This window comes from Clostridioides sp. LIBA-7602, assembly GCF_056688945.1.
The window spans coordinates 1,195,973-1,220,615 of sequence record NZ_CP196991.1 but is presented as its reverse complement, the minus strand read 5'-3'; the positions used below and the strand labels follow the sequence as shown (position 1 = coordinate 1,220,615).

Annotated in this window: 21 protein-coding genes and 1 tRNA gene; 4 read left to right on the top strand and 18 right to left on the bottom strand. The window is 27.2% G+C overall.

Annotated features, from left to right (window positions below; all coding sequences use genetic code 11):
- Nucleotides 1-7 precede the first annotated feature (7 nt).
- Nucleotides 8-2,656: a DNA polymerase I gene (polA, locus tag ACTG45_RS05850; protein WP_021383856.1), complete on the bottom strand. Its 2,649-nt coding sequence runs from the start codon at nucleotides 2,654-2,656 to the stop codon at nucleotides 8-10.
- A 338-nt stretch (nucleotides 2,657-2,994) separates the two neighbouring features.
- On the opposite strand from polA, the gene ACTG45_RS05845 reads away from it, so the two are divergent.
- The 3 genes from ACTG45_RS05845 to ACTG45_RS05835 all read left to right on the top strand — a co-directional run bounded on the left by ACTG45_RS05845 (nucleotide 2,995) and on the right by ACTG45_RS05835 (nucleotide 6,637).
- A tRNA-Leu gene (locus ACTG45_RS05845) sits at nucleotides 2,995-3,077 on the top strand.
- A gap of 940 nt (nucleotides 3,078-4,017) precedes the next feature.
- Nucleotides 4,018-5,427, top strand: coding sequence for an MBOAT family O-acyltransferase (locus ACTG45_RS05840; RefSeq protein ID WP_479920007.1), 1,410 nt, complete (start codon nucleotides 4,018-4,020; stop codon nucleotides 5,425-5,427).
- Between the two features lie 16 nt (nucleotides 5,428-5,443).
- Nucleotides 5,444-6,637, top strand: a complete 1,194-nt coding sequence (locus ACTG45_RS05835) for an alginate O-acetyltransferase AlgX-related protein (RefSeq protein WP_479920006.1) — start codon at nucleotides 5,444-5,446, stop codon at nucleotides 6,635-6,637.
- Between the two features lie 205 nt (nucleotides 6,638-6,842).
- On the opposite strand, the gene ACTG45_RS05830 is transcribed toward ACTG45_RS05835, so the two are convergent.
- Nucleotides 6,843-7,730 (bottom strand): LysR family transcriptional regulator, encoded by an 888-nt coding sequence (locus tag ACTG45_RS05830; protein ID WP_021383808.1) that lies wholly within the window; start codon nucleotides 7,728-7,730, stop codon nucleotides 6,843-6,845.
- Between the two features lie 132 nt (nucleotides 7,731-7,862).
- Here ACTG45_RS05830 and ACTG45_RS05825 point away from each other — a divergent pair, with 132 nt between their 5' ends.
- A complete protein-coding gene (locus tag ACTG45_RS05825; RefSeq protein ID WP_479920005.1) occupies nucleotides 7,863-8,210 on the top strand; it encodes a cupin domain-containing protein in 348 nt (115 codons plus the stop codon).
- Between the two features lie 204 nt (nucleotides 8,211-8,414).
- On the opposite strand, the gene ACTG45_RS05820 is transcribed toward ACTG45_RS05825, so the two are convergent.
- The 16 genes from ACTG45_RS05820 to ACTG45_RS05745 all read right to left on the bottom strand — a co-directional run bounded on the left by ACTG45_RS05820 (nucleotide 8,415) and on the right by ACTG45_RS05745 (nucleotide 24,642).
- Nucleotides 8,415-8,858 (bottom strand): hypothetical protein, encoded by a 444-nt coding sequence (locus ACTG45_RS05820; RefSeq protein ID WP_479918366.1) that lies wholly within the window; start codon nucleotides 8,856-8,858, stop codon nucleotides 8,415-8,417.
- A gap of 2 nt (nucleotides 8,859-8,860) precedes the next feature.
- Nucleotides 8,861-9,058 (bottom strand): helix-turn-helix transcriptional regulator, encoded by a 198-nt coding sequence (locus ACTG45_RS05815; RefSeq protein ID WP_021383879.1) that lies wholly within the window; start codon nucleotides 9,056-9,058, stop codon nucleotides 8,861-8,863.
- Between the two features lie 153 nt (nucleotides 9,059-9,211).
- The gene (locus ACTG45_RS05810) at nucleotides 9,212-10,078 is read right to left on the bottom strand and encodes an AraC family transcriptional regulator (RefSeq protein WP_479918365.1); all 867 of its coding nucleotides are present in this window, start codon (nucleotides 10,076-10,078) and stop codon (nucleotides 9,212-9,214) included.
- 224 nt (nucleotides 10,079-10,302) lie between these two features.
- Nucleotides 10,303-11,172: a nitroreductase family protein gene (locus ACTG45_RS05805; RefSeq protein WP_021383860.1), complete on the bottom strand. Its 870-nt coding sequence runs from the start codon at nucleotides 11,170-11,172 to the stop codon at nucleotides 10,303-10,305.
- A gap of 500 nt (nucleotides 11,173-11,672) precedes the next feature.
- Nucleotides 11,673-11,894 (bottom strand): hypothetical protein, encoded by a 222-nt coding sequence (locus ACTG45_RS05800; RefSeq protein WP_021383887.1) that lies wholly within the window; start codon nucleotides 11,892-11,894, stop codon nucleotides 11,673-11,675.
- Nucleotides 11,895-12,399: 505 nt separating this feature from the next.
- A complete protein-coding gene (locus ACTG45_RS05795) occupies nucleotides 12,400-13,380 on the bottom strand; it encodes an SPASM domain-containing protein (protein WP_479920004.1) in 981 nt (326 codons plus the stop codon).
- A 156-nt stretch (nucleotides 13,381-13,536) separates the two neighbouring features.
- The gene (locus tag ACTG45_RS05790) at nucleotides 13,537-14,412 is read right to left on the bottom strand and encodes a metallophosphoesterase (RefSeq protein WP_479920003.1); all 876 of its coding nucleotides are present in this window, start codon (nucleotides 14,410-14,412) and stop codon (nucleotides 13,537-13,539) included.
- A gap of 163 nt (nucleotides 14,413-14,575) precedes the next feature.
- On the bottom strand, nucleotides 14,576-15,127 hold the full coding sequence (locus tag ACTG45_RS05785) for a helix-turn-helix domain-containing protein (RefSeq protein ID WP_021383825.1): 552 nt from the start codon (nucleotides 15,125-15,127) through the stop codon (nucleotides 14,576-14,578).
- A 20-nt stretch (nucleotides 15,128-15,147) separates the two neighbouring features.
- Entirely contained in the window at nucleotides 15,148-16,050 is a 903-nt protein-coding gene (locus ACTG45_RS05780) for a glycyl-radical enzyme activating protein (RefSeq protein WP_479920002.1), read from the bottom strand.
- Nucleotides 16,051-16,064: 14 nt separating this feature from the next.
- Nucleotides 16,065-18,437 carry a glycyl radical protein gene (locus ACTG45_RS05775; protein ID WP_021383903.1) on the bottom strand — a complete coding sequence of 791 codons (2,373 nt, stop codon included), beginning with the start codon at nucleotides 18,435-18,437 and terminating at the stop codon, nucleotides 16,065-16,067.
- A gap of 180 nt (nucleotides 18,438-18,617) precedes the next feature.
- Nucleotides 18,618-19,301 carry a hypothetical protein gene (locus ACTG45_RS05770; RefSeq protein WP_479920001.1) on the bottom strand — a complete coding sequence of 228 codons (684 nt, stop codon included), beginning with the start codon at nucleotides 19,299-19,301 and terminating at the stop codon, nucleotides 18,618-18,620.
- Between the two features lie 226 nt (nucleotides 19,302-19,527).
- Entirely contained in the window at nucleotides 19,528-20,907 is a 1,380-nt protein-coding gene (locus tag ACTG45_RS05765) for a GHKL domain-containing protein (RefSeq protein WP_479920000.1), read from the bottom strand.
- A complete protein-coding gene (locus tag ACTG45_RS05760) occupies nucleotides 20,901-21,614 on the bottom strand; it encodes a LytR/AlgR family response regulator transcription factor (RefSeq protein WP_021383919.1) in 714 nt (237 codons plus the stop codon). Before ACTG45_RS05760 ends, ACTG45_RS05765 begins: the two co-directional genes overlap by 7 nt.
- Before the next feature lie 254 nt (nucleotides 21,615-21,868).
- Nucleotides 21,869-22,420: a DUF2812 domain-containing protein gene (locus ACTG45_RS05755; protein ID WP_479919999.1), complete on the bottom strand. Its 552-nt coding sequence runs from the start codon at nucleotides 22,418-22,420 to the stop codon at nucleotides 21,869-21,871.
- 104 nt (nucleotides 22,421-22,524) lie between these two features.
- The gene (zupT, locus tag ACTG45_RS05750) at nucleotides 22,525-23,328 is read right to left on the bottom strand and encodes a zinc transporter ZupT (RefSeq protein ID WP_021383901.1); all 804 of its coding nucleotides are present in this window, start codon (nucleotides 23,326-23,328) and stop codon (nucleotides 22,525-22,527) included.
- A 150-nt stretch (nucleotides 23,329-23,478) separates the two neighbouring features.
- A complete protein-coding gene (locus tag ACTG45_RS05745; protein WP_479918360.1) occupies nucleotides 23,479-24,642 on the bottom strand; it encodes a M20 family metallopeptidase in 1,164 nt (387 codons plus the stop codon).
- Nucleotide 24,643: the final 1 nt, after the last annotated feature.

Below are 24,643 nucleotides of genomic sequence, written 5' to 3'. Positions count from 1 at the left end.
AAATCACCTACTTTGTCTCATACCAAGAACTACCGACATTTAAATCTACATCTAAGTGAACATCCATACTTACAGCATTTTCCATTTCTTCTTTTACTATCTTTTTAACTATCTCTATTTCATCATCAATTGCTTCAACTATCAATTCATCGTGAACTTGTAGTATAAGTTTTGATTTTAAATTATTATCTTCCAACTTTTTATGAACATTTATCATAGCAATTTTTATTATATCTGCTGCACTTCCCTGTATTGGTGCATTCATAGCAAATCTCTTTCCTCTGTTTCTTTCCATAAAATTGCTTGATTTTATCTCTGGTATATATCTTCTTCTGTTTAAAATTGTTACAGCATATCCATCTTCACTAGCCTTTTCTATTGTCATATCCATAAACTCTTTTATTTTATGGTATTTAGCAAAATAACTTTCAATATACTCTTTTGCCTTTGGAACAGGTATATTTAAATCATCTGCCAATCCAAAATCACTTTTACCATATATAATACCAAAGTTTACTGCTTTAGCTGCACCTCTCAATTCACTAGTGACATCTTCCATAGAAACATTGAAAACTTGTGAAGCTGTTTTAGTATGAATATCTTCATTGTGTTTAAATGCTTCTATCATATTTTCATCTTGACTCATATGTGCAAGAACTCGAAGTTCTACCTGTGAGTAATCGGCATCAACCAGCTTACAATTATCATCTGCAATGAATACTTTTCTTATTTTTCTACCCATTTCCATTTTTATAGGTATATTTTGAAGATTTGGTTCTGTAGATGAAATTCTTCCTGTAGTTGTTATTGTTTGATTAAATGATGAATGAATTCTATTACTTTCTGGATTTATTATATTTAAAAGCCCTTCAACGTAAGTAGAATTCAACTTTACTATTTGTCTATACTCAGTTATCTTATCTATTATTGGATGTTTATCCCTTAATTTTTCTAGAACATCTGCATTAGTAGAGTATCCAGTCTTAGTTTTTTTGATTATTGGAAGCTCTAATTTTTCAAATAGTATAACACCTAATTGTTTTGGTGAATTTATATTGAATGGTTCTCCAGATAATTCATAAATTTCCTTTTCTAATGTAGCTATTATTTCTTTAAACTCAATACTTAACTCATCCAAGATACTTTTGTCTACTTTTATACCTTCATACTCCATATGTCCTAAAACTTCTACTAAAGGCATCTCTACATGATAAAAAAGACCATCCATACTCATATCTATTAGACTTCTTTCCATCATAGGAACTGTTTCTTTCACTGTGCATATTATTTGACCCATGTACTCAGCTAAATCCTCAAACTCTAAATCTTCATAGTTTTTGGATTTAACTCCTTTTCCTAATAATTCTTCTTTTGATTTAACCTTTTTTGATAAATACTTCATGGCTATTGCACTACAATCATATGAAGTAGATGAAGTTGAATCTATTAAATACTCAGCTATAGTTATATCAAAATACATATTTTCCAATTTAATATTATATGGCTTTAAAGATATATAATCATCCTTTAAATTATATCCATATTTTTTAATTTCGTTATTTGAAAGTATGCTATCTAATTTTGTTACTTCATCTGAATCTATATAATATATTTTTTCTCCATCTACACTTATAAAAATATATATTATATTTTTTTCAAGTATATTACCTTGTCCTCTAACAGTTTTTAAAATAACCTGTCCTTTTTTATTCACTTCATCTATAAATTTATCTATATCTTTTAGTTTTAATATTTCTATTTTTTCTTCTACTTGCTCTGTATCATTTGAATCAACTAAATCAACTAATCTTGATAAGAGACTTGTAAATCCAAAATATCTAAATTTATCTAAAAGCTCATCTTTATCATAATCACCAAAAATCATGCTCTCTAAATTTACTTCTATTGGTACATCTCTTATAATAGTTGCTAATCTTTTACTTTGAATAGCAATTTCTTTATTTTCTTCTATTTTCTTTTTTACACTACCTTTAAGTTTATCTGTATTCTCTATCAAGTTTTCTACACTAGAAAACTCTTTTATAAGCTTTATGCCTGTTTTTTCACCTATCCCAGGTACTCCAGGTATATTATCTGACTTATCTCCCATCAGACCTTTTAAATCTATAAACTGTGTTGGTGTCATCTCGTACTTTTCAATCACAGAATTAAAATTGTATTCTTCTACTTCACCAACTCCTTTTTTTGTTATAAGAGTAGTTGTGTTATCTGAAGCAAGTTGGATGGCATCTTTATCTCCAGTTACTATGTATACCTTATATCCATTCTCTTCTGCTTTTTTAGAAACAGTACCTATAATATCATCTGCTTCATAACCATCTATTTCTAATCTGTTTATTTTAAATTTATCTAAAAGGTCTTTTAATGGTTGTAATTGTTCTGCCAATTCATCTGGCATTCCCTTTCTTCCAGCCTTATATTCTTTATATTCTAAATGTCTAAATGTAGGTGCTTTTCTGTCAAAGGCTACACTTATATGTGTTGGTTTATATATATCAATCATTTTAAATAACATTGTCGTAAAACCATATATAGCATTGGTCTTTAGACCTTCTTTATTATTCATTTCTGGAAGAGCATAAAAAGCCCTATTTATTATTGAATTTCCATCTATTATAATTAATTTTTTTTCCAAATTATATCACTCCTAAAAATTATCTATTTTTGTAACATATATATTATATACCAATATACTGTTATTTAATATTCCCATAATAATAATAGTATATTAAAATTAAATATGTTGCAAACAATATATTTTTTTGCTATAATAATATACATAATATGCCCGAGTGGTGGAATTGATAAATACAATGGGTTCAAAATCAACTGTGTTGATTTATAAGTTTTTGTAATAAAAGTCTAGTATTTATGATATTTTACAGTTTGATGAGTATTTTGTATTCAATATTCCTCTTGCATATTCTTGGAAAATCTGGTAGGATATACAAGTAGCTTGGATTTAAAATATAAGCCGCTGTGGCGGAACTGGCATACGCATACGACTCAAAATCGTACGGGAAACCATATGGGTTCGAGTCCCATCAGCGGCACCAATAAAAAAAACTCTTTAGTATATACTAAAGAGTTTTTTTTTACTGTAATATTTTTTCATCTTTGTTTCTAGCCTTGTATAAGTATAAATACCATAGGCATGACTTCTTGAACTCCTAAAACATATCTAAACAAAGCAGGATTTTTTATGTATTTACTTAATAAATCCATACTTCTTATCATATTGATTTTTTCCCAATCTCTAAAACTTTTCCCTCTCTAAAAATATTTATAATCAATCATCATTATTCAGTATAACGATTCGATATTATTTTAAAGTATTTGTCATTTAAAACAAACTTGTAATAAAAGCATATCTGAAAGTATTCTAACTCCAATACTTAATAAAGAGTTCTTTTTACAATTATAGATATAAACAACATCTATCTTAATGGACTGTATAGAGCTACAACCAAAGGCAAACACATATAGTTAAGCAATGTGCCCGTGATTTTTCTTTATTATTTTATCATAATAGCTTTATTAATCCATTATAACATTACATCATTTTAAAAAAATTATATAAAAAGTCAAAATTTACATATATATTAATAAAACTTGTAAAAACACAGCTAAATTTGTACAATTAAGTACTTAAAACTTGAAAATACTTACTTTGCTATATATTTTAGATAAATATATAATTTATTTAGTTAAGAAAGGAAGTTGTAAATATAAAATATAATTTAAAAATAACACTAAAATACATAAAAAGTTATAAAGCTAGATCTTTAACAATTGCTCTGAGTATAATTCTTGATACATCAACTTATTGTTGCTATTGTACTCTCTCAAGAAGTGCTCAGTAAGCAGTGGTAGTTAAATAGTATGAGCCTAAAATCAGAAATGAATCAAGACCTTACTCTTAATATATATATTATTAATTTTAGTTGTTTTATTTATTATTCATTTATTAAATAATAAAAAGATAAGGAGTTTAATATGATATTCAGTAGTTTAATATTTTTATTTTTATTCTTTCCAGTCACACTCATTTGCTATTACTTAGCAAATTCTAAGTATAAAAATGTTGTGTTACTTCTAGCAAGTATTACCTTCTATGCATGGGGAGAACCAAAATATATTTTTTTGATGATGCTATCAATAATAGTAAACTATATATTTGGTATTAAAGTTTCTGACAGTAAAGATAAGAAAATATGGGTTGTGCTTTCTGTGATTTACAATATATCCATTCTTGGTATATTCAAGTATAGCAATTTCTTTGTAGATAATATTAATTTTTTATTAAATACAAATATAACTATATCTGAAATTAAATTACCTTTAGGTATCTCATTTTTCACATTTCAGATAATGAGCTATGTAATAGATGTATATAGAAATGATGCTAAAGTTCAAAGAAAATTAACTAACCTAGCATTATACATAAGTTTATTCCCTCAGCTTGTAGCAGGTCCTATTGTTAGATATCAGACTGTGGCAGATGCCATTGAACATAGAGAACATAATTGGTATAAATTTACTCAAGGCGTAAACAGATTCGTTATTGGTCTTGGAAAAAAGGTGATTTTAGCAAATCAATTAGGTATAATTGCAGATGATGTATTTAATAAGTCATCTGGAGATTTATCAAGACTTGATGTGTGGCTAGGTGTAGTTTGCTATACACTTCAAATATTCTATGACTTTAGTGGTTATAGTGATATGGCTATTGGTTTAGGTAAGATATTTGGATTTGATTTTTTAGAAAATTTCAACTATCCATATATCTCTCAAACAGTATCTGAGTTTTGGAGAAGGTGGCATATATCTTTAAGTACTTGGTTTAAAGACTATGTATATTTCCCATTAGGTGGAAATAGAGTCTCTAGATTAAAACTATATAGAAATCTATTTATAGTATGGTTTTTAACTGGCATGTGGCATGGAGCTAATTGGACTTTTATTATATGGGGTCTATATTTTGGAATATTAATATCAATAGAAAAAGCATTTTTAGAAAAGTTGTTATATAAAATGCCAAGAATCATAAGACATATGTATTTACTTTTTATAGTCATGATTGGATGGGTATTCTTTAGAGCAGAAGATTTACCAAAAGCTATTAAGTTTATAGGTATTATGTTTGGTTCTGGAAATTATCCACTTGTCAGTAATGCATTCAATGTATTTATAATTGAATATTGGTATATAATTGTTGGAGCAATCATTCTATCAACTCCTATTGTAGAAGTTATAAAGTCATTAGTAGTTAAGAAGAATAAAAATACACTAAATAGTACAATGTGTCAAGTTACTAATGCAGCTTTCATAGTTGCTTGCATGTTTATTGTAATGGTAATGTTAAGTAGCTCAACTTATAATCCATTCTTATACTTTAGATTCTAATTTTGGAGGTATTGACATGAATAAAAATAAACCAAGGATTGTTGCCATTTCATTTTTAATTATAGTATTTGGATTTTTTATACTAAACTTCTCACTTCCAAAGAAAAAATTAAGTATAACTGAAAATAGAAATCTTGCAAAATTCCCAACTATAGAAAATTTTAAAAAAGGTAACTACATAGATAAATTTGAAGAGTACTTTAATGACCATTTTGCATTTAGAGATGAAATGATATCAATAAATACAAAATCTCAAGCTAGTTTAAATAAAACTAAAGTAGGTAACTATTACTTAGGAAAAGATAACTGGATATTAGGTATGTTTCCAAAAGTTTTAAACCAAAACCAATTAAATAGATACGAAAAGTCTATTAATTACTTATCTGATCTAAGTAAAGATATGGGAAAAGATGTGTATTTTACAATGATACCACATAAATCTAATATGCTAAAACATTTATATCCTAAGTATGTTGATAATACAAGTAATATAGATATAAATTTAAAGAATTTTAAAAATAGATTAAATCAAGATTCAATTAAATACATAGATATGGATGAGTATTTTTTAAGCAACTATTCAAATAAAGAAAGAGAAAATTTATATTTTAAAACTGACCATCATTGGACTGGATATGGAGCATTTGAAGGCTTTAAAATGATGGCATCAAATATGGACTTGGGTCTTTCTAAGCAAGATTTAAGAAATCATTTTAATAGCTACAAAAAGTCTATAGTTACTGATAAAAAGTTTGTAGGAAGTTATAATCAAAATATAGATATGCTAATTAAAGAAAATGAATATGTAGTTTATATGACAAAAGATAACCAAGATTATAGCTTTGATATAAATGGAAAAGAAAAAGAAGAAAGACAGGTCTATGCAACTAAAAGAAGTGATAAAAAGTGGGATTATGGTGGGGCATACATTAGAGGAGCTCAAACTAATATATTAACTATAAAAAATCCTAAAGCATTATTAGATAAAAAAATACTAATATTTAGAGATTCATACCAGGCTCCTACAACACTTTTATTTGCTGATATGTTTAATGAAGTAGAGATAGTAGACCCTAGAAATATAAACTCAATAGATAAAACATACAAAGATATGATTGAGGAAAGCAATGCTGATGTTGTAATGTTTATGTATAATAGCTCTGGGTTTGATTCAATGATAGATGCGATGATAGATAAAGGAATAGTATAATATAAAAATATTAACTAAAATTAATTTTAAGGGATTATTTCAAAATAAAAATTTGAATCATCCCTTTTTTATACCAAAACTGGAAAAGAGACTATTTATCTAACAATGCATATACCTACCATATAAACTTATAAACAACCTCTCTACACTATGTTATCTTTCTAAAAATATCAATATATATCTTATATTAGCATAGCGTAAACAATTAAGAAATAATCCCATACGTCTTTTTTACAATAGAGATAAAATCACAAAGATTCTTAGACAACCACTTGTCCTTATGATAAATTAATTGTGAAAAAATATTATAGTCTGTAGTATAAGGAATCTTAACCAATTCATGTTTTTTTAATTCCTTTTCTACTGCAAGCTCTGGAAGAAGGCACAATCCAAGCCCACTAAGTACTGTTTGTTTAATTACCTGAATACTTCCAGTTTCAAGAACTGTTTTTGGTACTATAGATGATTCAGATAGCTCTTTCTCAAATAAACTTCTATAACAACAACTCTTTCCTGTCAAAATAAATGGAACATTTTGAAAGTCTTGAATATACACCTTTTCTTTTAAGGCTAAATCACTTTCTGGAACTGATAAGACACAGATTGGCTCCTCATTTTTTAATACAGAAATAGTAGATTTATCATTTATAGGTAAATCAAGTATAAATGCTATGTCAATCGTATTATCAGCAAGTAAAGGAACAAAATCAGAAGAATCTAGAGTTTTTATAAAAAGGTCAACATCTGGATATTTCTCTTTATATACTTTAATAATCTCAGGTAACTTAAAAATACAAATAGATTCTGATGCTCCAATAACAATACGCCCATAATTATCTTTCTCTTTATACATCTTTTTTATATCAGATGATAATAAAAGCATTTTTTCAGCATATGAAACCAACTTCTCACCTTCTCTAGTCAATTCTACACTTTTTCCTATACGTTCAAAGAGATGTACATCCAATTCCTTTTCTAATTGTTGTATATGAGCTGTAATATTTGATTGTGCATAGTTCAAATATTCAGCAGTTCTAGTAAAATTTTTAATTTTACTAAGTGTTAAAAATGTATTTAAATGCTTTAATTCCATATCTATGTACCTCATTTCATCTAAATATCAGATTGATATAATCAAATCAATCTATTTCACAAATAATTAGATTGATGTTAACATACAGATATACTAAAAGTCAAACAAAAATAAAATCTAAAGGAGATTCTAATGTTATCAAAAACTAATATAATTGAAGAAGTAAATAATATTGAACAACTGTACGTATACAGAAAATTAGGAAAAATAAACAATAATATACTAAGTGTTGTACAAGTAGCAAATAGAAGCTTAAATTTTCATGTTCATGAAAAATCAGATGAATTGTTTTATGTAATAGAGGGAGGATTTAATTTGGAAACTCCAGAAGGATTAACAGAAGTTAAAGAAGGAGAATTTATCATTGTACCTCAAAATACAATACATAGACCAGTAGTTAAAAAACTTACAAAATTTCTAATGATTGAATTAGAAGGAACTCTTAATAAAAAAAATAGTGGTAATTTATATGAAGACTAGCCTATTTTGTAATCTATAAAAATCATTCATAAGTAATGATAATACTATAGTACTTCTCTTCAAAACATATAGAATTCCATATAAAAAAGCCACAATATATAATACTTGTGGCTTTTAAGAATCTATACATATAATTTAATCTTATACTATCAATTTATAAACTAATTTGCTTTTATATAATTTTATATTCAGCGTTATAATTCATTACAATTTTTTATCTAATTTATTATATACAACAACACCACAAATAAATTGAAATAAAATAAGTAATCCAAGAACAATTAAAACCCATCTACTTGTTAACATTACAGAGAACACACTCAATATAGAAACAATAAGTATAAGAATTACGAAAACATAAGACATGATTTGATTAGTAATACGTCCAGATTTGTCACGTAACATAATTCTTCTTTCATCATTCATCTCTATCCTTTGATTCTCTACCTTTTCTTTATATTCTACAGCTCTTTCTGGATTACTCCAATATATATATTGAAAAATCATACATACCCCAGGACCCAAAGTGGCTCCAGATAATCCCCAAATCAAAGCCTCAAATGAAAACTCTGTAAATGTAGCCAATAAAACAAGTAAAATTCCACAAATAAAATATCCAATTCCAACATATAATCTGTTCTTTTTCATTTTTACTCCTCCTCATAAATAAATATTTCTTCAATATTCATATCAAAATATCTTGCTATCTTAAAAGCTAATATGATAGAAGGATTATATCTACCATTTTCTAATGAACCTATAGTTTGCCTTGATACTTGCAAAGCAGATGCAAGTTCTTCTTGTTTTATACCTCTCTTTTTTCTTATTTCTTCTAATCTATTTTTCACTTTGCTCTCCTTTAATATCTTATTTATGTAAAGTCTACTTTCCATAATTATACAACAATATTCATCTTATGTAAAGTTTACTTTCCATTTATCAAAAAAAATAACAGACCATTTCCAGTCTGTAATTTTAAAGGTTTATATTGTTCGTTAATTTTAGGATTGTTTCTTAATTGGAATCCAAACTTCTGTGGTATAATCAGGAGCATTAATATCACCATTAGGATAAAGTTCAATATCTGGTAAATTAGCATATACATATCCAGAGCTTGGTAACCATTCAGTAATAATTCTTTTTTGTAATTCTTGTATTGCCAAAGCATTTGGCATTGGGGAAATACATTCAAATACTGCCCATGTACCTGATGGTATAAAGTATTCATAAGTATTTTCTACTATAGGATTATCCGTTGAGACAGCAATGTAATAATCTAAGCCTTTACTATCTGTACATACACTAACTCCAAGCAACCCATGAGGTTCGTTATTTATTAACTCTGAAAGCTTATCAATTGTTCCATTTTTTATGGATTTATCCCACAATTTAGGAACTTTATCAAAACACTCTTCTACAATCATATTCATACTTTCTTTTATACCAACAATACGGAATCCTTTCTTTTCTACAATACGATACTGCATTTCTAAGTTCCCTTTTACATAAATAGTTAATGTCATCTTAGGATATGCTTTTAAAACAACTCCCTTTGCTCTAGCCGCAGAAGGAGAAATGCTATGTATATTTTGAAAAGCCCTATTAAAAGATGTTGGTGAATCATAACCATATTTCTCAGATAGTTCTAAGATTTTAATATTGCTATTCTGTAGTTCAAATGCGGCTTTAGTCATACGTCTTCGTCTAATGTATTCAGATACTGGTACTTCTGCAATATATGAAAACATCCGTTGAAAATGAAAGGTTGAACAGCATGCGATTTTTGCTGCTTCGGCATAATCTACCCCACTTTCAAGATTATCTTCAATATAAGTAATAGCTTGATTTAATTTATTTATCCATTCCATTTGATATTACCTCCAAACAAATTATACAATCTAATAAAATAATATACCTCTCTATTCATGCACAAAATTGTAAGCATTAAAATTCGTAAGTATTTTTTAATTCATAAACATGATAAATAAGAAAGCTGGATTATACAATAAAAAAGTTCAATAACATTATATTATGGAATGTTATTGAACTTTTTATAAAAATTAGTTTAAGTGTAGTTAAGTATTAAATTATCTTATATATTACAATATCCAACTATCTTATAATCTTCTGGTACTTTGTAATCTTTATCTGGAGTACCTAAATTCCATTTCAACTCAAACATAGTTGCACTTATTATTGTTGCAAAGTAAAGCATAACGATACCTACATCTATTTTTTCTTCATATAGACTAGTATGCCCATCTTTTCTAACGGCTAAAACTACAACTCCTCCATCAACTATAAATCTCCATGGTTGTCTATTTAGTGTAGATGGTGCTAATCTTGCATAGTGGAATGCCTCAAGAAGTGCTCTTTCTTCTAATACTTCTATACTTGCATCATTTCCCCATTCATCCATGTAAACTACATCTTCTACACCTAATCTAGAAGAACCATTGTCTAATACAACTTGCATATCAGATTTTGAATAATTTTCTCCAGTCTTTGTAGCATTTAATATTTTAGTATTGCTTGCATTTTCCCCATATCCAATTGCTATGATTCCTGTTACTTCTTTATCTGAATTAATTTCAAGTTTCTCTCTTACCTTTTTACCATCTTCAAAAGTAACCCAACAAGAACCTATTCCTAGTTCTGTTACTTTAAAGATTATACTTTCTCCTATGTATCCTGAATTTTCAATATAGTTATCTTTTACATCAGATAATATTATAATATAACTTGGAGCATCTATCATATTTCCTTTATATCCTGCTACTTTATCTAAATTGTCAAAAACTTCATTTCTATTCATAATTCTTATGTCAACATCTATTTCTGGAACTAGTTTCTTGCAAGATTCTGAGTATTTCTTAATTTCACTAAGATATTCCTCTTTAATATCTGTGTTCTTGTATTCTCTAACAGACTTTCTATTTAATATGATTGTTTTATAATTCATAATTTATCCTCCCCAAACTAGTATATTATTAATTATATACCCATTAGTATGATATTTTACTCATTTACTTAACAAATAATAATTACAATTTTGTAATTATTATTTGTTAATAATATTCCACTTTTACATTAATAATGACCAGTTGTGCAAAATCCATTGCCAACCTTCAAATAAACACATATTATAAAGGTAATATAAAATAAACAAACAAATCTTAACAAAAAATTAAACTTTTTTACACGAAAGAAGGCTTCCCGTTGCCTTCTTTATTTTTTTAAAAAAATAAGCTGTTTCTAAATGATTTCACATTTTGAAACAGCCAAGTTATTTTATAATGACAACTATAATTTGAGGATGTGAGGGAGAGTTGTCATTATAATTTTAGGGTAATTATATTATGTTTTAAGCTAGTTCTTTCTATATTTATATAATACATTTTATATATGAATTTTATATGAGATTTGTATAAATGGTATATGAAATTACCTATATTTATTATATTAAATCTTATTATTACATTTTCCACAACGATACTCATATGTTTCCACATTATTTGGAATATTTACAAATACAAATTCTTTACAGTTCTCACAATACTTCAATATAGATATAGTTCCACACGTGTAACATTCAAATGTCACACAATCCTCATTTTCCTCTACTATCTCAAACTTTTTACTGTGTTCACCACACTCTGGGCACTTGTGATTATTTACATTCATAAATACTCCTCCTTATTAGTATAGTTAAAAATGTGTCAAAAACTTAATTACTGTATTCTATATTACTTAGTATATATTCTATAATAAATCATATTCTAATATAATAAAACAAATTAAATAAAAAAAAACCATAAATTTTAAATTTATGGATTAATTCTTGTAATGATAACTCTATTTGAGGATGTGAGGGAGGGTTATCATTACAATAGGGTATTATATTATGGTTTTTTAAGCTAGTCTTTCTATACTCTATATAATACATATGCTATATGAATTTTATATGATTTTTACATAAATATTTTATGAAATTTAAATTTTTTAGTCACTTTGAAATTTGTAAAAAGTTCTCTAAAAAACCATAACATCGTAAACAACCAACATTTAAGTAAAATATCATAAAAAAATTTGTCCAATAATTTTAACAAGTTATATCACCTCATTATAATTATTGACACAAAATCAAATAAACAGTCTATAAAGCTCTTATAAAATATAATTTTAATACTTATTGATACACAATCTCTAGTTTATCAATCTTATCTTGCATCTCTAAGAAAATCTCTTCAACTGAATTGTTAAATATATTGCCTAAATAGATTCTTTTATCTTTTTGAAGTGAATAAGATTTTACGCTACCATCAGAAGAAATGTATAAATGACTCCATTCTGCACCATACTTTGAAAATCTTTCTTTTGTATCCTTAAATCTCATGTCTGCTATTTTTATTGCTTTCTCCCTATCTTCTCTTACTACTGTATGCCCTCTTTTTATCAAACTAGTTATTTTTATATCTTCTTTTAATTTAACATGTGCATTATCATTGTTTGAATATACTTTCCATATTACTTTATGACGATAATTATCTAATTCTTTTATAAGTCCTCTATCAATAGTAAAACTCTCCTTAGTTACCACAACTAAATCAAAATGGTCTAACATATATTGAAATATTTCTCTCATATTTTTATTTTTTAAAATATCCTCACCAATAACCTCTATGAATCTACAACCTTTTTCATTCATACACTTTAATAATCTTGTGATTTCAGAAAAATACTGACTTGTATTGTTGTTACCATCTATCTCTATTGTAAAATATAAAGGAGTAAGATATACTTTGTTTCCTGTTATCTCAAAAACACTTGATAGTGTCTGTACTTCGTCTTCAAAGGTTAAATATACATTCTCATAAAACATAAAAAATTCAATGACATTTTCTTTTATATCAAGCATATTCCTATATTTATTGGATAATATATTTATTACATCTTCAGTAGTATTTTTCCCATCACATTCTGCCAGTACAACAATTTGCTTCCAAGTTAAGCTATCCACATTTCCTATACTTTTTTCATATCCATTTGCTTCATCATAAATTGGGCCAAGTATAAGATTTTCCTTTGGCCACATATGAACTCTGGTTCCATCTTTTAGTTTTGGATATTTATTTCTTACAGATTCATAAAATCTACTTATATCACCCATGATTCTTCTAATCCCCCTATATTTTAAATATTCTATGCTAAAAATAACACTTTATTTTTATTAATTCAACACTTATTCAAAATTGGTCATTGTACATGTTTAACTGGATTTAACATCAACTTTATCTATATGTTATTGATGTTTATATACAAATTCTTATTCATTAGACTTCAATGTAATTTTAACTATTTCTGGTTTGCAATTAAGTCTAATTAAAACTTTTGAACCTCCCAAGCCTTTATTTAAAATCATAGTACTATTATCTTTTTCATATTTTCCCCAGTCATACTTAGGAAAGAACTCTCTATTTGGAGATAATACCCCTCCAATAAAAGGTATTCTTATTATACCACCATGAACATGTCCAGCTAAAATTAAGTCTGCTCCCCATTTTGCATATTTTTCAAAGAAAAAAGGTGTATGAGCTAAAAGCATATTATACTCATTTTCATTTATCTTACCTAGATTATCTTCTATAAAATTGTCACTTAATTCTAACTTTTTATTATTGCCAAAAAAATATGGATAGCATTCCAATGGTATAATTAAACCATATAAATTAAGATGACTATCTCCTCTATATATTCTTACATACTCGTTTTCCATATTTATTATTTTCTTTGAGTACAACTTCTTAAAATAGTCTTTATATAGATGCTTGTACTTTTTTATTAAAGATTTTTGTTCATGATTTCCAATTATATGATATACCTCATATTTTTCTACCAAATTATCGATTAAATCTAATGCAACTTGAAAATTTTTATTTTCCCCATCAACTAAATCTCCTGTTATAAATATAACATCTGGACTTAAGGAATCAATTTTATCCATTAATACCTTATTATTTTTTTTATCAAAGACCTTATTATGTAAATCACTTACTTGAACTATTTTAAAGTCATCAAATTCTTTTAGAATTTTTTCATTAAAAATAGTATATTCTGTTGTTTCTATATGCTGAGTTTCATACTTATACAGAATATACAATAGTACTAATACCAATACTGTTAATAAAACCTTTATAATCATATTCTCTTCCTCTTTATTCTATTTTATTAATATTATTATAATGCTTTTATGTTTTTTTTTAAACAATAATATTAGTACATATATATAATTTTTTTTGATATTATAAAAACAAGTCACCCTTTTCCAAAATTATAATTTATTTCAGAAAAGGATAACTATAAAATTATCTATAAACTTCTATATTGTGAAATATAGTTTTTCCTATATTTAAATTTTTATATATATGCTCTAAAGTTCCATCAAATCTAATAGAATGTCCAGACTCTAAAATATAAGTTTTCCCATCAACATTAAGTTCAAGTTTTCCTTCTATTACAAGTACGTACTCTTCTAAAACATGACTGTGCGTAGATGAAACATGAGTACAATTCTCTTCAAGCTCTATTATGAAAAGTTCAAACCTTCTTTGAGGACTGAAAGGATATATTGGATATAACTTCATATTACCTTTCTGTTCAATAATAGGTTCTACATCTTCCTTTTTTATAACTTCATAGGTATTTGTGTTTTCACTTAATAGTGTTGTAAAATTTATTTTAAATCCAGATGAAATTTTCCATAAGGTAGATACTGTTGGACTCGATTCCCCTCTCTCAATCTGACCAAGCATTGCTTTACTAACTCCTGTCATCTTTGAGGCCTTATCTAAACTCATGCCCATTTCTTGTCTCAATAACCTTAAGTTTTCTCCCACATTAGGAAATTTATTATCCATGTTAAAACCCTCCTGATAGCCTATTTATATTCTATGATTTTTACTCCTGTAAGTTCTACTATCTCTTTTAATTTTAACATATGATTATTACAAATTTCATCAAATTCATATATATAATCTTCAAGTCCTAATGCCTTATATTTATCAATTCCAAATTTATGATATGGAAGCAATTCCATCTTTCCTCCCGAAACATTTTGTTTTACAAATAATGCAGTATTTCTTATATTTTCTTCACTATCATTCACTCCATAAATAATTGGTACTCTTATAACCATAGATTTATTCAGATTTGAAAGCTTGCATATATTCTCTAATATAATTTTATTACTTACTCCTGTATATTCTTTGTGGATATTATCATCCATTGATTTTATATCTACAAAAATATGGTCTATTTTCTCGAATACATCATTTACTTTATTCCAATCAAAGTATCCACAAGTTTCAATTGCCATATTTATACCTTTATTATAAAAAACATCCACTAATTCTCTTAAAAAATCAATTTGAAGTGTTGGCTCTCCTCCAGAAAAAGTTACCCCTCCATTAGATTCAAAGAAGAATATAAAATCTTTTTCAACTTCCTTTATAATTTCTTCAACATTCATTTCTTCAGTCATTATACATATAGCATCTTTAAGGCATACTTTAACACATTCTCCACATAAATCACACTTGCTATTTATTTGAGCCCTATCAAATAGTGAACTTATCTTTTGAGGACAAACATCTATACATCTATTGCAAGATACACACTTATCCTTCATAACACCTAGCTTGACTATATTACTCCATGAATCTGGATTGGAACACCACTTACATTTTAATTTACATCCTTCCAAAAATATAGTAGTCCTTATTCCATCTCCATCATTTACTGAAAAATGTTGCACTTTTACAACTCTACCTTTTTTACTCATAATCTACCTCTTAATTAAAAATTACTATGTGAATTTCTAGCTATTATAGCATCTTGCATTTCTCTTGATAAATTAACAAATTGAGTACTATATCCAGCAACTCTCACTAGTAAATCTTTATATTCTTCTGGATTTTCTTGAGCCTTCAATAGAATATCATTTGATATTGTATTAAACTGTACATGGAATCCTCCTAGAGCAAAGTATGATTTAACCATAGATGTTAGATTTCTAAGTCCTCTTTCTGTTTCTACCAAATCTTGATTCAGTCTTAAGTTTAAAAGTGTTCCACCAGTATGAACATCGTGATTTATTTTTGATGCAGATTTCATAGCTGCTAGTGGACTTGTTGTATCAGTTCCAACGAATGGAGAAACGCCTTCTGTCAAAGGTTTTGTTGCTTTTCTTCCACATGGAGTTGCACCTACAATTTTTCCAGTTGGTACATAATTTGATATTCCCATAAATGCACTATTAAATTTTGAGCCAAATATATCCTTATATTTTCTAGTTTCAGTATAATAAAAATCAGAAACTTCAATTGCTAATGAATCTACATAATCATTGTCATTTCCATACTTAGGAACATCTAATGCAAGTTTTCTTAAATCTTCATAACCTTCCCAGTCATTGTTTAGTGCTTTTGTTAACTCTTCTAATGTCGTAACTTTATCTTCAAACACTAATTTTTTTATAGCTGCTAATGAATTTGAAACCACTCCTAGCCCTATACCAGTTAATACAGGCCCTATATTATATTTTGCTCCTCCTTTGCTTAAATCAACACCTTTATCTAAACATCCATCTACACAAGTAGATAAAAATGGTCTCGGTACCATTTCTTTATGAATTTGTTGGGCAACAGTAGTTCCTATAACAGAATTTTTGATAAGGTATGCTAATTGTTTTAAAAACTCATCTTTAACTTCTTCAAAAGAAGTAAATTCTGCGATATTCTTTATATCTAATCCCATTACTTCTCCAGTTAACCTACTTTTACCTTCATTCATAGCATATTCTAAAGCTGCTGCAAAATTTATATTTACTGCCGAAGTCCATTGCCCTGTTTTTCTGAAATGAGGAACTACACAGCCACAATTACTCCAGTCTCTTGCATCTTCTGCATCATATCCATCTTGTAATAACATTTGTGCCCCTGCACTATCACTGTGTATAGCAGGGAAACCAGTACCTTGTTTTACTAGTTTTGCAACTGCCATAACGAAATCATCTGGTGCTCCTTGACTTATTCTAACACTTAAACCTGGCTGATGAGTTTTTACACTTTCTGTAGCCTTTAAACACATATATGAAATGTCATTTGTTCCGTCAGTACCATTTCTCTTTTTACCACCAACAGTAAGATTTTGGAATTGATTATATCCTGCAAAGTAATTTGCTGTATTTGCTGATATAGTCCATACCCATTCTGACAACTTAATCCAAAGAGCTTCTATCAATTCTTGGGCTTCTGATGCAGTTATTTTGCCTTCTTTAGCATCATTTTCATAATAAGGGTACATATATTGGTCAAATCTACCTAAATTTAATGCTAGAGGATTTTCTGATAAAACACCTCCCAATTGTACAAACCATACAAATTGTATTGCTTCATAAAAACTAGTTGGAGGATTTGCTGGTACATTCATACATATTTCTGCTATTTTTATAAGTTCTGCTTTTCTCTTTTCATCTGTTTCAGATTCACTCATTTCTTTTGCAAGATTTGAATATCTATTTGCTAATATCATAATAGCCTCTGCAACTATAGAAACAGATTTGTAAAAATCTATTTTTTCAATATTTTCTGAAATTGATATATCTAGTTCTGCTATTTTTTTGTCTGCATCCTCTTTGATTCCTTTATATCCTTTTACAAATAGTATATCTTGATAGTCTGGTGTTACTTCACCAACTGCCTGTCTCCACTTAGAATCATTGTCTATTATTCCTGTATCTACCAATATCTTAGCTGTATCTTCTGGAATTCTTGCTAAAAAAACTTCTTCCAAAGATTTTCCCTTCCAATATGGAAATATCTCTCTTCTTATAAATTCTATTTGCTCTTTTGATATTACATATGGGTCTTGAGTTCTTTCATCAAAAGTATCCATTTCTTTATCTACCCATTGCCAAGAAAATTCTGGTGTCAATATACCTGTTCTTCTAAACTTACCTGCTGTTCCCACAATTAATTCATCTTCAAATATTTTTATAGGAAGTCCCTTACATGTTTCTAAAAAAGCCTTAGCTCTTCTTATACATATAGCCTCTCCCTCAGTTTTTTTATGTGATTCTGTAAAAATTCTAGCCCTTTCACAACATATCATAGGCTTAGAATTAATGTATTCTTGTCTAAATGCTTCTATTCTATTAGTTTGACTCATTTAAAATCCCCCTTTAGATAAATATCTATTAGCTTTTGTATGTTATAACATACTTTAATTATATTATACTGTCCTTTTACATAAAATGGAAGCATAAATAATTTATTTATGTAAGAAGAGGGATATTTTATTTATAATGTATTTCTATCTTGTTATAAGTTTTTATATTATACTAATATGCTAATGATTTGAAATATCAACTTTATATAATAGGCTAAGTTTTAAGACTTTAGTAGACTCTTTAACTTTGCTAACTTCAATATGCATATCCTTCATATAAGGAAGTTCTACAGTACCTGCTTCATCATTAAAGTTTTTTTCTACAATAGAAAAAAATTCTTTCTCTGTTAACTCTGTATTAGTCAATGACTTAAATAGATTGTATAGAAATTTAATATATTTATCACTCTCAGACAACTTATCTTCCTCTGGATATTCTTTAGCACAGAGAATATCTATTATTACCTTTCCTTCTTTGTCATCTTCAGACATAGAATAGAATAAACTTCGGATATTTTTTTCAGGTACTTTCTCTGTTCCATTTATAGATACCACAAAACTACCATCTGTTTTTGAATTAGTAATACTATAACCACTATTTGTTATAGCTTTCGAAAATCTTTGGGATAAATCTTTTTTTACTTCTTCTCTACCTTTTACATCATTCATCTTTTTTGAGTAATTATCAAATAATTCAATAGATTCATCTTTTTTATCTTCAATTTGTTTTTTTAATGAATCCTCACTAATTTGCTCTGAGCCATTTGAATTATTGTCAGACACAGTAGGCATACATCCTACCATCAGTCCTAAACTGATATTTAAAGCTACCACTATAGCCACTCTATACATTTTTATCTTCATTTATACTTACCTCCACTCTATTTACATATTTAAAGTATTACTTATTTAACTGCAATATTCTTTTAGCTTTCATTGTTCAATACATACCACCTTTCTATCCAATGCTTATAACTTATACTAGTAAAGTTATACATTCCTTAATACACAAATAAGGATGTTATCTTTTTCTATCACAAAGATAACATCCTTATTTTTTTGTATCAATATATATGGACCAACTAGTAATCTAATCGACCCAACTGTCAGTATCTTGATTCAATGGTATATATATATTTAGTATAAATTTATCCTTATTATTTTCAAATAATAATTCTCCATTATATTTTTGTAAAGAGGATTTCATGCTCTGAATCCCTATTCCATGAATAAATTTATCCACTTTGTCTGTCAATAATATACTTTTATTGGAATTAATAGAATTCACCTTACTATTTTCACACTTAAATACAAAAAATGACTTCGTTATAGTTCCTTTAATCCTAATATATTTATCAACATTCTCATCTATAATTTTATCACATGCTTCTATTGCATTCTCTAAAGCATTAGAAAATATACTTGACACATCTATAGGTTTCACAAAATTTACATTTGAAAAATTTATACAGCAAGTAAATTTAATTCCCTTTTTTTCACATATTTCACTCTTTTCATTGATTATAATATCTAATATCATATTTCCTGTATTATAAATATATTTAAATGATTTAATTTCATCTTTTAAATTATGCACATATTCATCCATTTCTTTACTATTATTTTTAAGATTATCTATACAATAAATATGATTATTTATATCATGGTAAAGCTTCTTAACTTTCATATGAGATTGTTGAATAGCTAAATAATGTGCATATTGCATATCTAACTTATTTTTTATTAATTCATTTTGAGATTTTAATCTATTTTCTTTTATTATTTCCTTGAATACCAGAATAATAAGTATGCTACTAGCTCCTACTAACTTCGGATTTACAAAATTGTAAAAATAGTATCCTTCTGAATATAATGACCCAAACCGTTCTAATTTCTTTAATATATAATTTACAAATACATTCATTGTATTAACTAATAAAGCAAATAATAAGTATATATAATTTCTCTTATCCTGACTAATCGATTTTATATGCTTCCTAAAAAAACTAAATATCATGTATATAAGTATAATTATTAAATTGCTATATATATTAATTTTTATATAATCTAGATGAGATGCCAATAGATATTCTTTAGATGATATAACATTCCCTGTAATTACAAAAAATAGTATTCTATATATGACATCGTTTAGACACTCATAATATACACTAAATACAAAAAATAAAATAGAATACTTAATATAATTCATCTTGTAAAAATAATTATAGTAACCTGCCCAAACGATAAATATTACAATAGGAAATAAGTAATTTATATTATTATAATACTTACCTTCATTAAATAATCTAGTTATTTGAACCAAAATATAAATAAGAAATAACAAGATACAAAATGCTATTTTTTCATTTTTTTTATTATCTTGTTTGTAAGTTAATACATCTTTCATTATAGCAAATTTTGTAAATACAGATAAAATTAATAACATCTCAGTCATAAAATTTAGCATATTGTATCACCAAGAAATTTCAAAAACTTCTCCTTAACCTCTTTATATCTATATCTACTAATAGGAACTTCCTCCCCACTTTCCAGTATTGCAATATTATGCTTTATATTTTCAACATAACTTAAATTGACTATAAAGCTTTTATGACATCTTATAAATTTATATAGATTTAATTCTTTTTCTATTTTACTTAAGCTATATCTTATATCAAAGTTCTTATTTATTGTGTGTATTAGCATATCCTTTTTTTGAACTTCTATATACTTAATTTCATTTAGATATATCTTGTATGTATTGGACTTATTTTTTATTGTAATATAACTATCCCTATTTATTTCAATATCCTTGATACAAGTCAGCACATGCTTTTTTAATTCTTCTAACTCTATTGGCTTTAACAAGTATCTATAAGCTCTTACCTCATACCCCTCTTGTACATAGTCTATCAGAGACGTTATAAATATTATTTCCATTTCATTATCTACTTCTCTAATCTTCCTTGCAGTGTCCATTCCATTTAGTTTTTCCATCTTTATATCAAGAAATAATATATCTATGTCTTTCAAGTTGCTTTTAAGTAACTCTTCGCCAGATAAATACTTTTGTATTTCATATTCTATACTTATATTTTTTAATATATTCTCAATATAATCTACTATTAAAAGTTGAGTTTCTTTTTCATCTTCACAAACTGCTATATTAATCATAAAACTCCTCCTTGCACGATTTCCAATTACTACAGTTAAAATATTTGAATTAATTCATTCAGGCATAATTTTTTATATCTGATACTTTAGAATAACATTTTTAAATTATTTCTATCAATACTCAATTTTATACAACTGTTATTTTGATATATCATTTTCACAATGAAAATTATCCTTATTAAAAGATAGTATTTATGTATAAAAGAGGGTACCTTAAAATATTTTTAAAATCATTTCAAGGTACCCTCTTCTATTTATTTAAACTTTTTGAGCCTTAAATAATACATTAGTCTCTTATATAACTGTACCATATATAAAACTAATAACATAATCTGTAGTACAATAGCAGTTATAGATACTCCATAACCACTAGATAGATTACTTACTTCAACAGATAATAAATATATAAAGATTACCACTAACAAAAAGAATATAAATATATTCATAAACAAAATTGATTTTACTTTATTTTGTTTATCAAAATCACCATATAGTTTAGGAGGCAAATCTTTATACTCTTTAGACCATACATACCATGAAGATGTCCCCATAAAACTGCCAATACTCCTAAATATAAGATTCCAACCTTTTGATTTATGTTCATCAAAATAATTATTCTCTGCATCATAGTAGTAATCAATAGCGTATTTTATTTTTCTTGGGCTTCCTTTGTGAAAATAAAATATTCCTCCAAATTTATTTATCTTATACAGATTATATCCATTCGCTTCCATATCTTCTAGCCATTTTTCTATCTTATCAGGTGAGCTATACCAGTCAAATTTAAACTTTATTTTCTTTTTCATAATACTCACTCTCCAAAATGATATTTTTAAATATCTTAAAAGTCTATTTAAATAATTATATCATTTTGATATTAATTTTAAGTTACAATCAGATATCTAAAGGCTTATTTAAATAACAATAAGCTAATAGCCATAACACCCATACCTGCAATCAACCCATAAATAGATAAATGATGCTCACCATACTCTCTAGCTGATGGCAATAGCTCATCAAGTGATATAAATACCATGATTCCTCCTACAATTGCAAATACAATTCCAAGAGTTATATCATTTAAGAAATTTCTAAGAAGCACATATCCAATAATTGCTCCTAATGGTTCAGACATTCCCGATAAAAAAGAATAATAAAAAGCTTTCTTCTTATCTCCTGTAGCATAATAAACTGGTACAGATACAGATATACCCTCAGGTATATTGTGTATAGCAATCGCAATAGCTATCGGTATAGCTATTGTAACATCATCAAGAGCCGATATAAATGTAGCTAAACCTTCTGGAAAATTATGAATTGCTATAGCCATTGCTGTAAATACTCCTGTTCTCAAAAGAGATTTATTTCTATTGATATTTTGTTCTTCTATATTTTCCATTTTCTTTATCTCATGTGGATTTTCTTCTTGAGGAATTAACTTATCAATAATTGCAATAATAGCCATCCCTACAAAAAAAGCTATTACAGTTGACCAGCTTCCCATTTTTTCACCCATAGACTTTGTCAAAGCATCTTGTGCTTTAGGAAAAATTTCTATCATAGACACATAAATCATAACACCAGCAGAAAATCCTAAACTTATAGAAAGAAACTTAGTATTAGTTTTTTTAGCAAAAAATGCTATGCAACTTCCTATACCTGTAGACAAACCTGCCAATAATGTTATCAAAAATGCAAACACTACATTATTCAAATAAATCACCCTCTTTTTAATTGATATTGATTATCATTTTCTTTTATGTTATCATATATCTTTTATATAGTCAATCTTATAAGAATTATATGCATTAAAAAAGCAGAGATATAAACTTAGTCTCTGCTTTTTCTTTATAGTATATTAAATTTATTTATTTAAGAAATCTACTGCATATTGAACATATAAAGCAGTCCCAATTTCTAAGGCATCCTCGTCTATATTAAAACATCCATGATGATGAGGGTAACAAGCACCTTTTGATTCGTTTCTAGCTCCTACAAACGCTAGTGCACCAGGTGCAATATTCATAAATTCAGCCAAATCTTCTGCTCCTGTTACTTTTTCAAACATTGTTATACATTCTTCTCCAAATAACTTAATTGCTGCATCTGTTGCTATCTTTGAGCATTCTTTGTCATTTATAACTGCTGGTGTTAAATATCCATATTCTAATTCAGCTTCTGCTCTATATGCTCCTGCTGTAGATTTTGCTATACGTTCTAAAATTGAAGGAATTTGTTCTCTAAGTTTTGGATTAAATAGTCTTATTGTACCTTCTAATATAGCTTCACTTGCTATTACATTAAATCTAGTTCCTGAATTTAAAACTCCAACACTTACAACTAATGGCTCTAAAGGACTTACTTCTCTACTAACCATAGATTGTAAATTCATAACTATTGCTGAACTTGCAAGCACTGTATCAACACCCTGATGAGGAAGTGAGCCATGCCCACCTTTGCCCTTTACAGTGATTTTAAAGAAATCGGCAGAAGCCATTCTTGGTCCCTCTTCTACTGATATAGTTCCAGATTCTACATCTGTCCAAAGATGTATTCCAAATACACTATCTACACCTTCCATAGCACCATCTTTAATCATAGCTCTTGCACCTTTACCAACTTCTTCTCCTGGCTGAAAAAATAATTTTACAGTTCCATTAATACTATCTTTAATATCATTTAGTACTTTTGCTGCTCCTAAAAGCATTGATGTATGACCATCATGACCACAAGCATGCATAAGTCCTTCATTTTTTGATTTGTATTCTACATCTGTACATTCAACAACTTGTAGTGCATCCATATCACCCCTAAGTGCTACAGTCTTTCCTGGATTAGTTCCTTTTATAGTTGCAATTACACCTGTACCTCCAGCTGATACATATGGTACTCCAATTTTATCAAGCTCTTCTTTAACTCTTTTTGATGTTCTAACTTCTTCCATACTCTTCTCAGGATTTTCATGAAATTCCCTTCTAAGTTTAATCACATAATCTTTATAATTCTTTGTTATTTCTTTAATATCCATT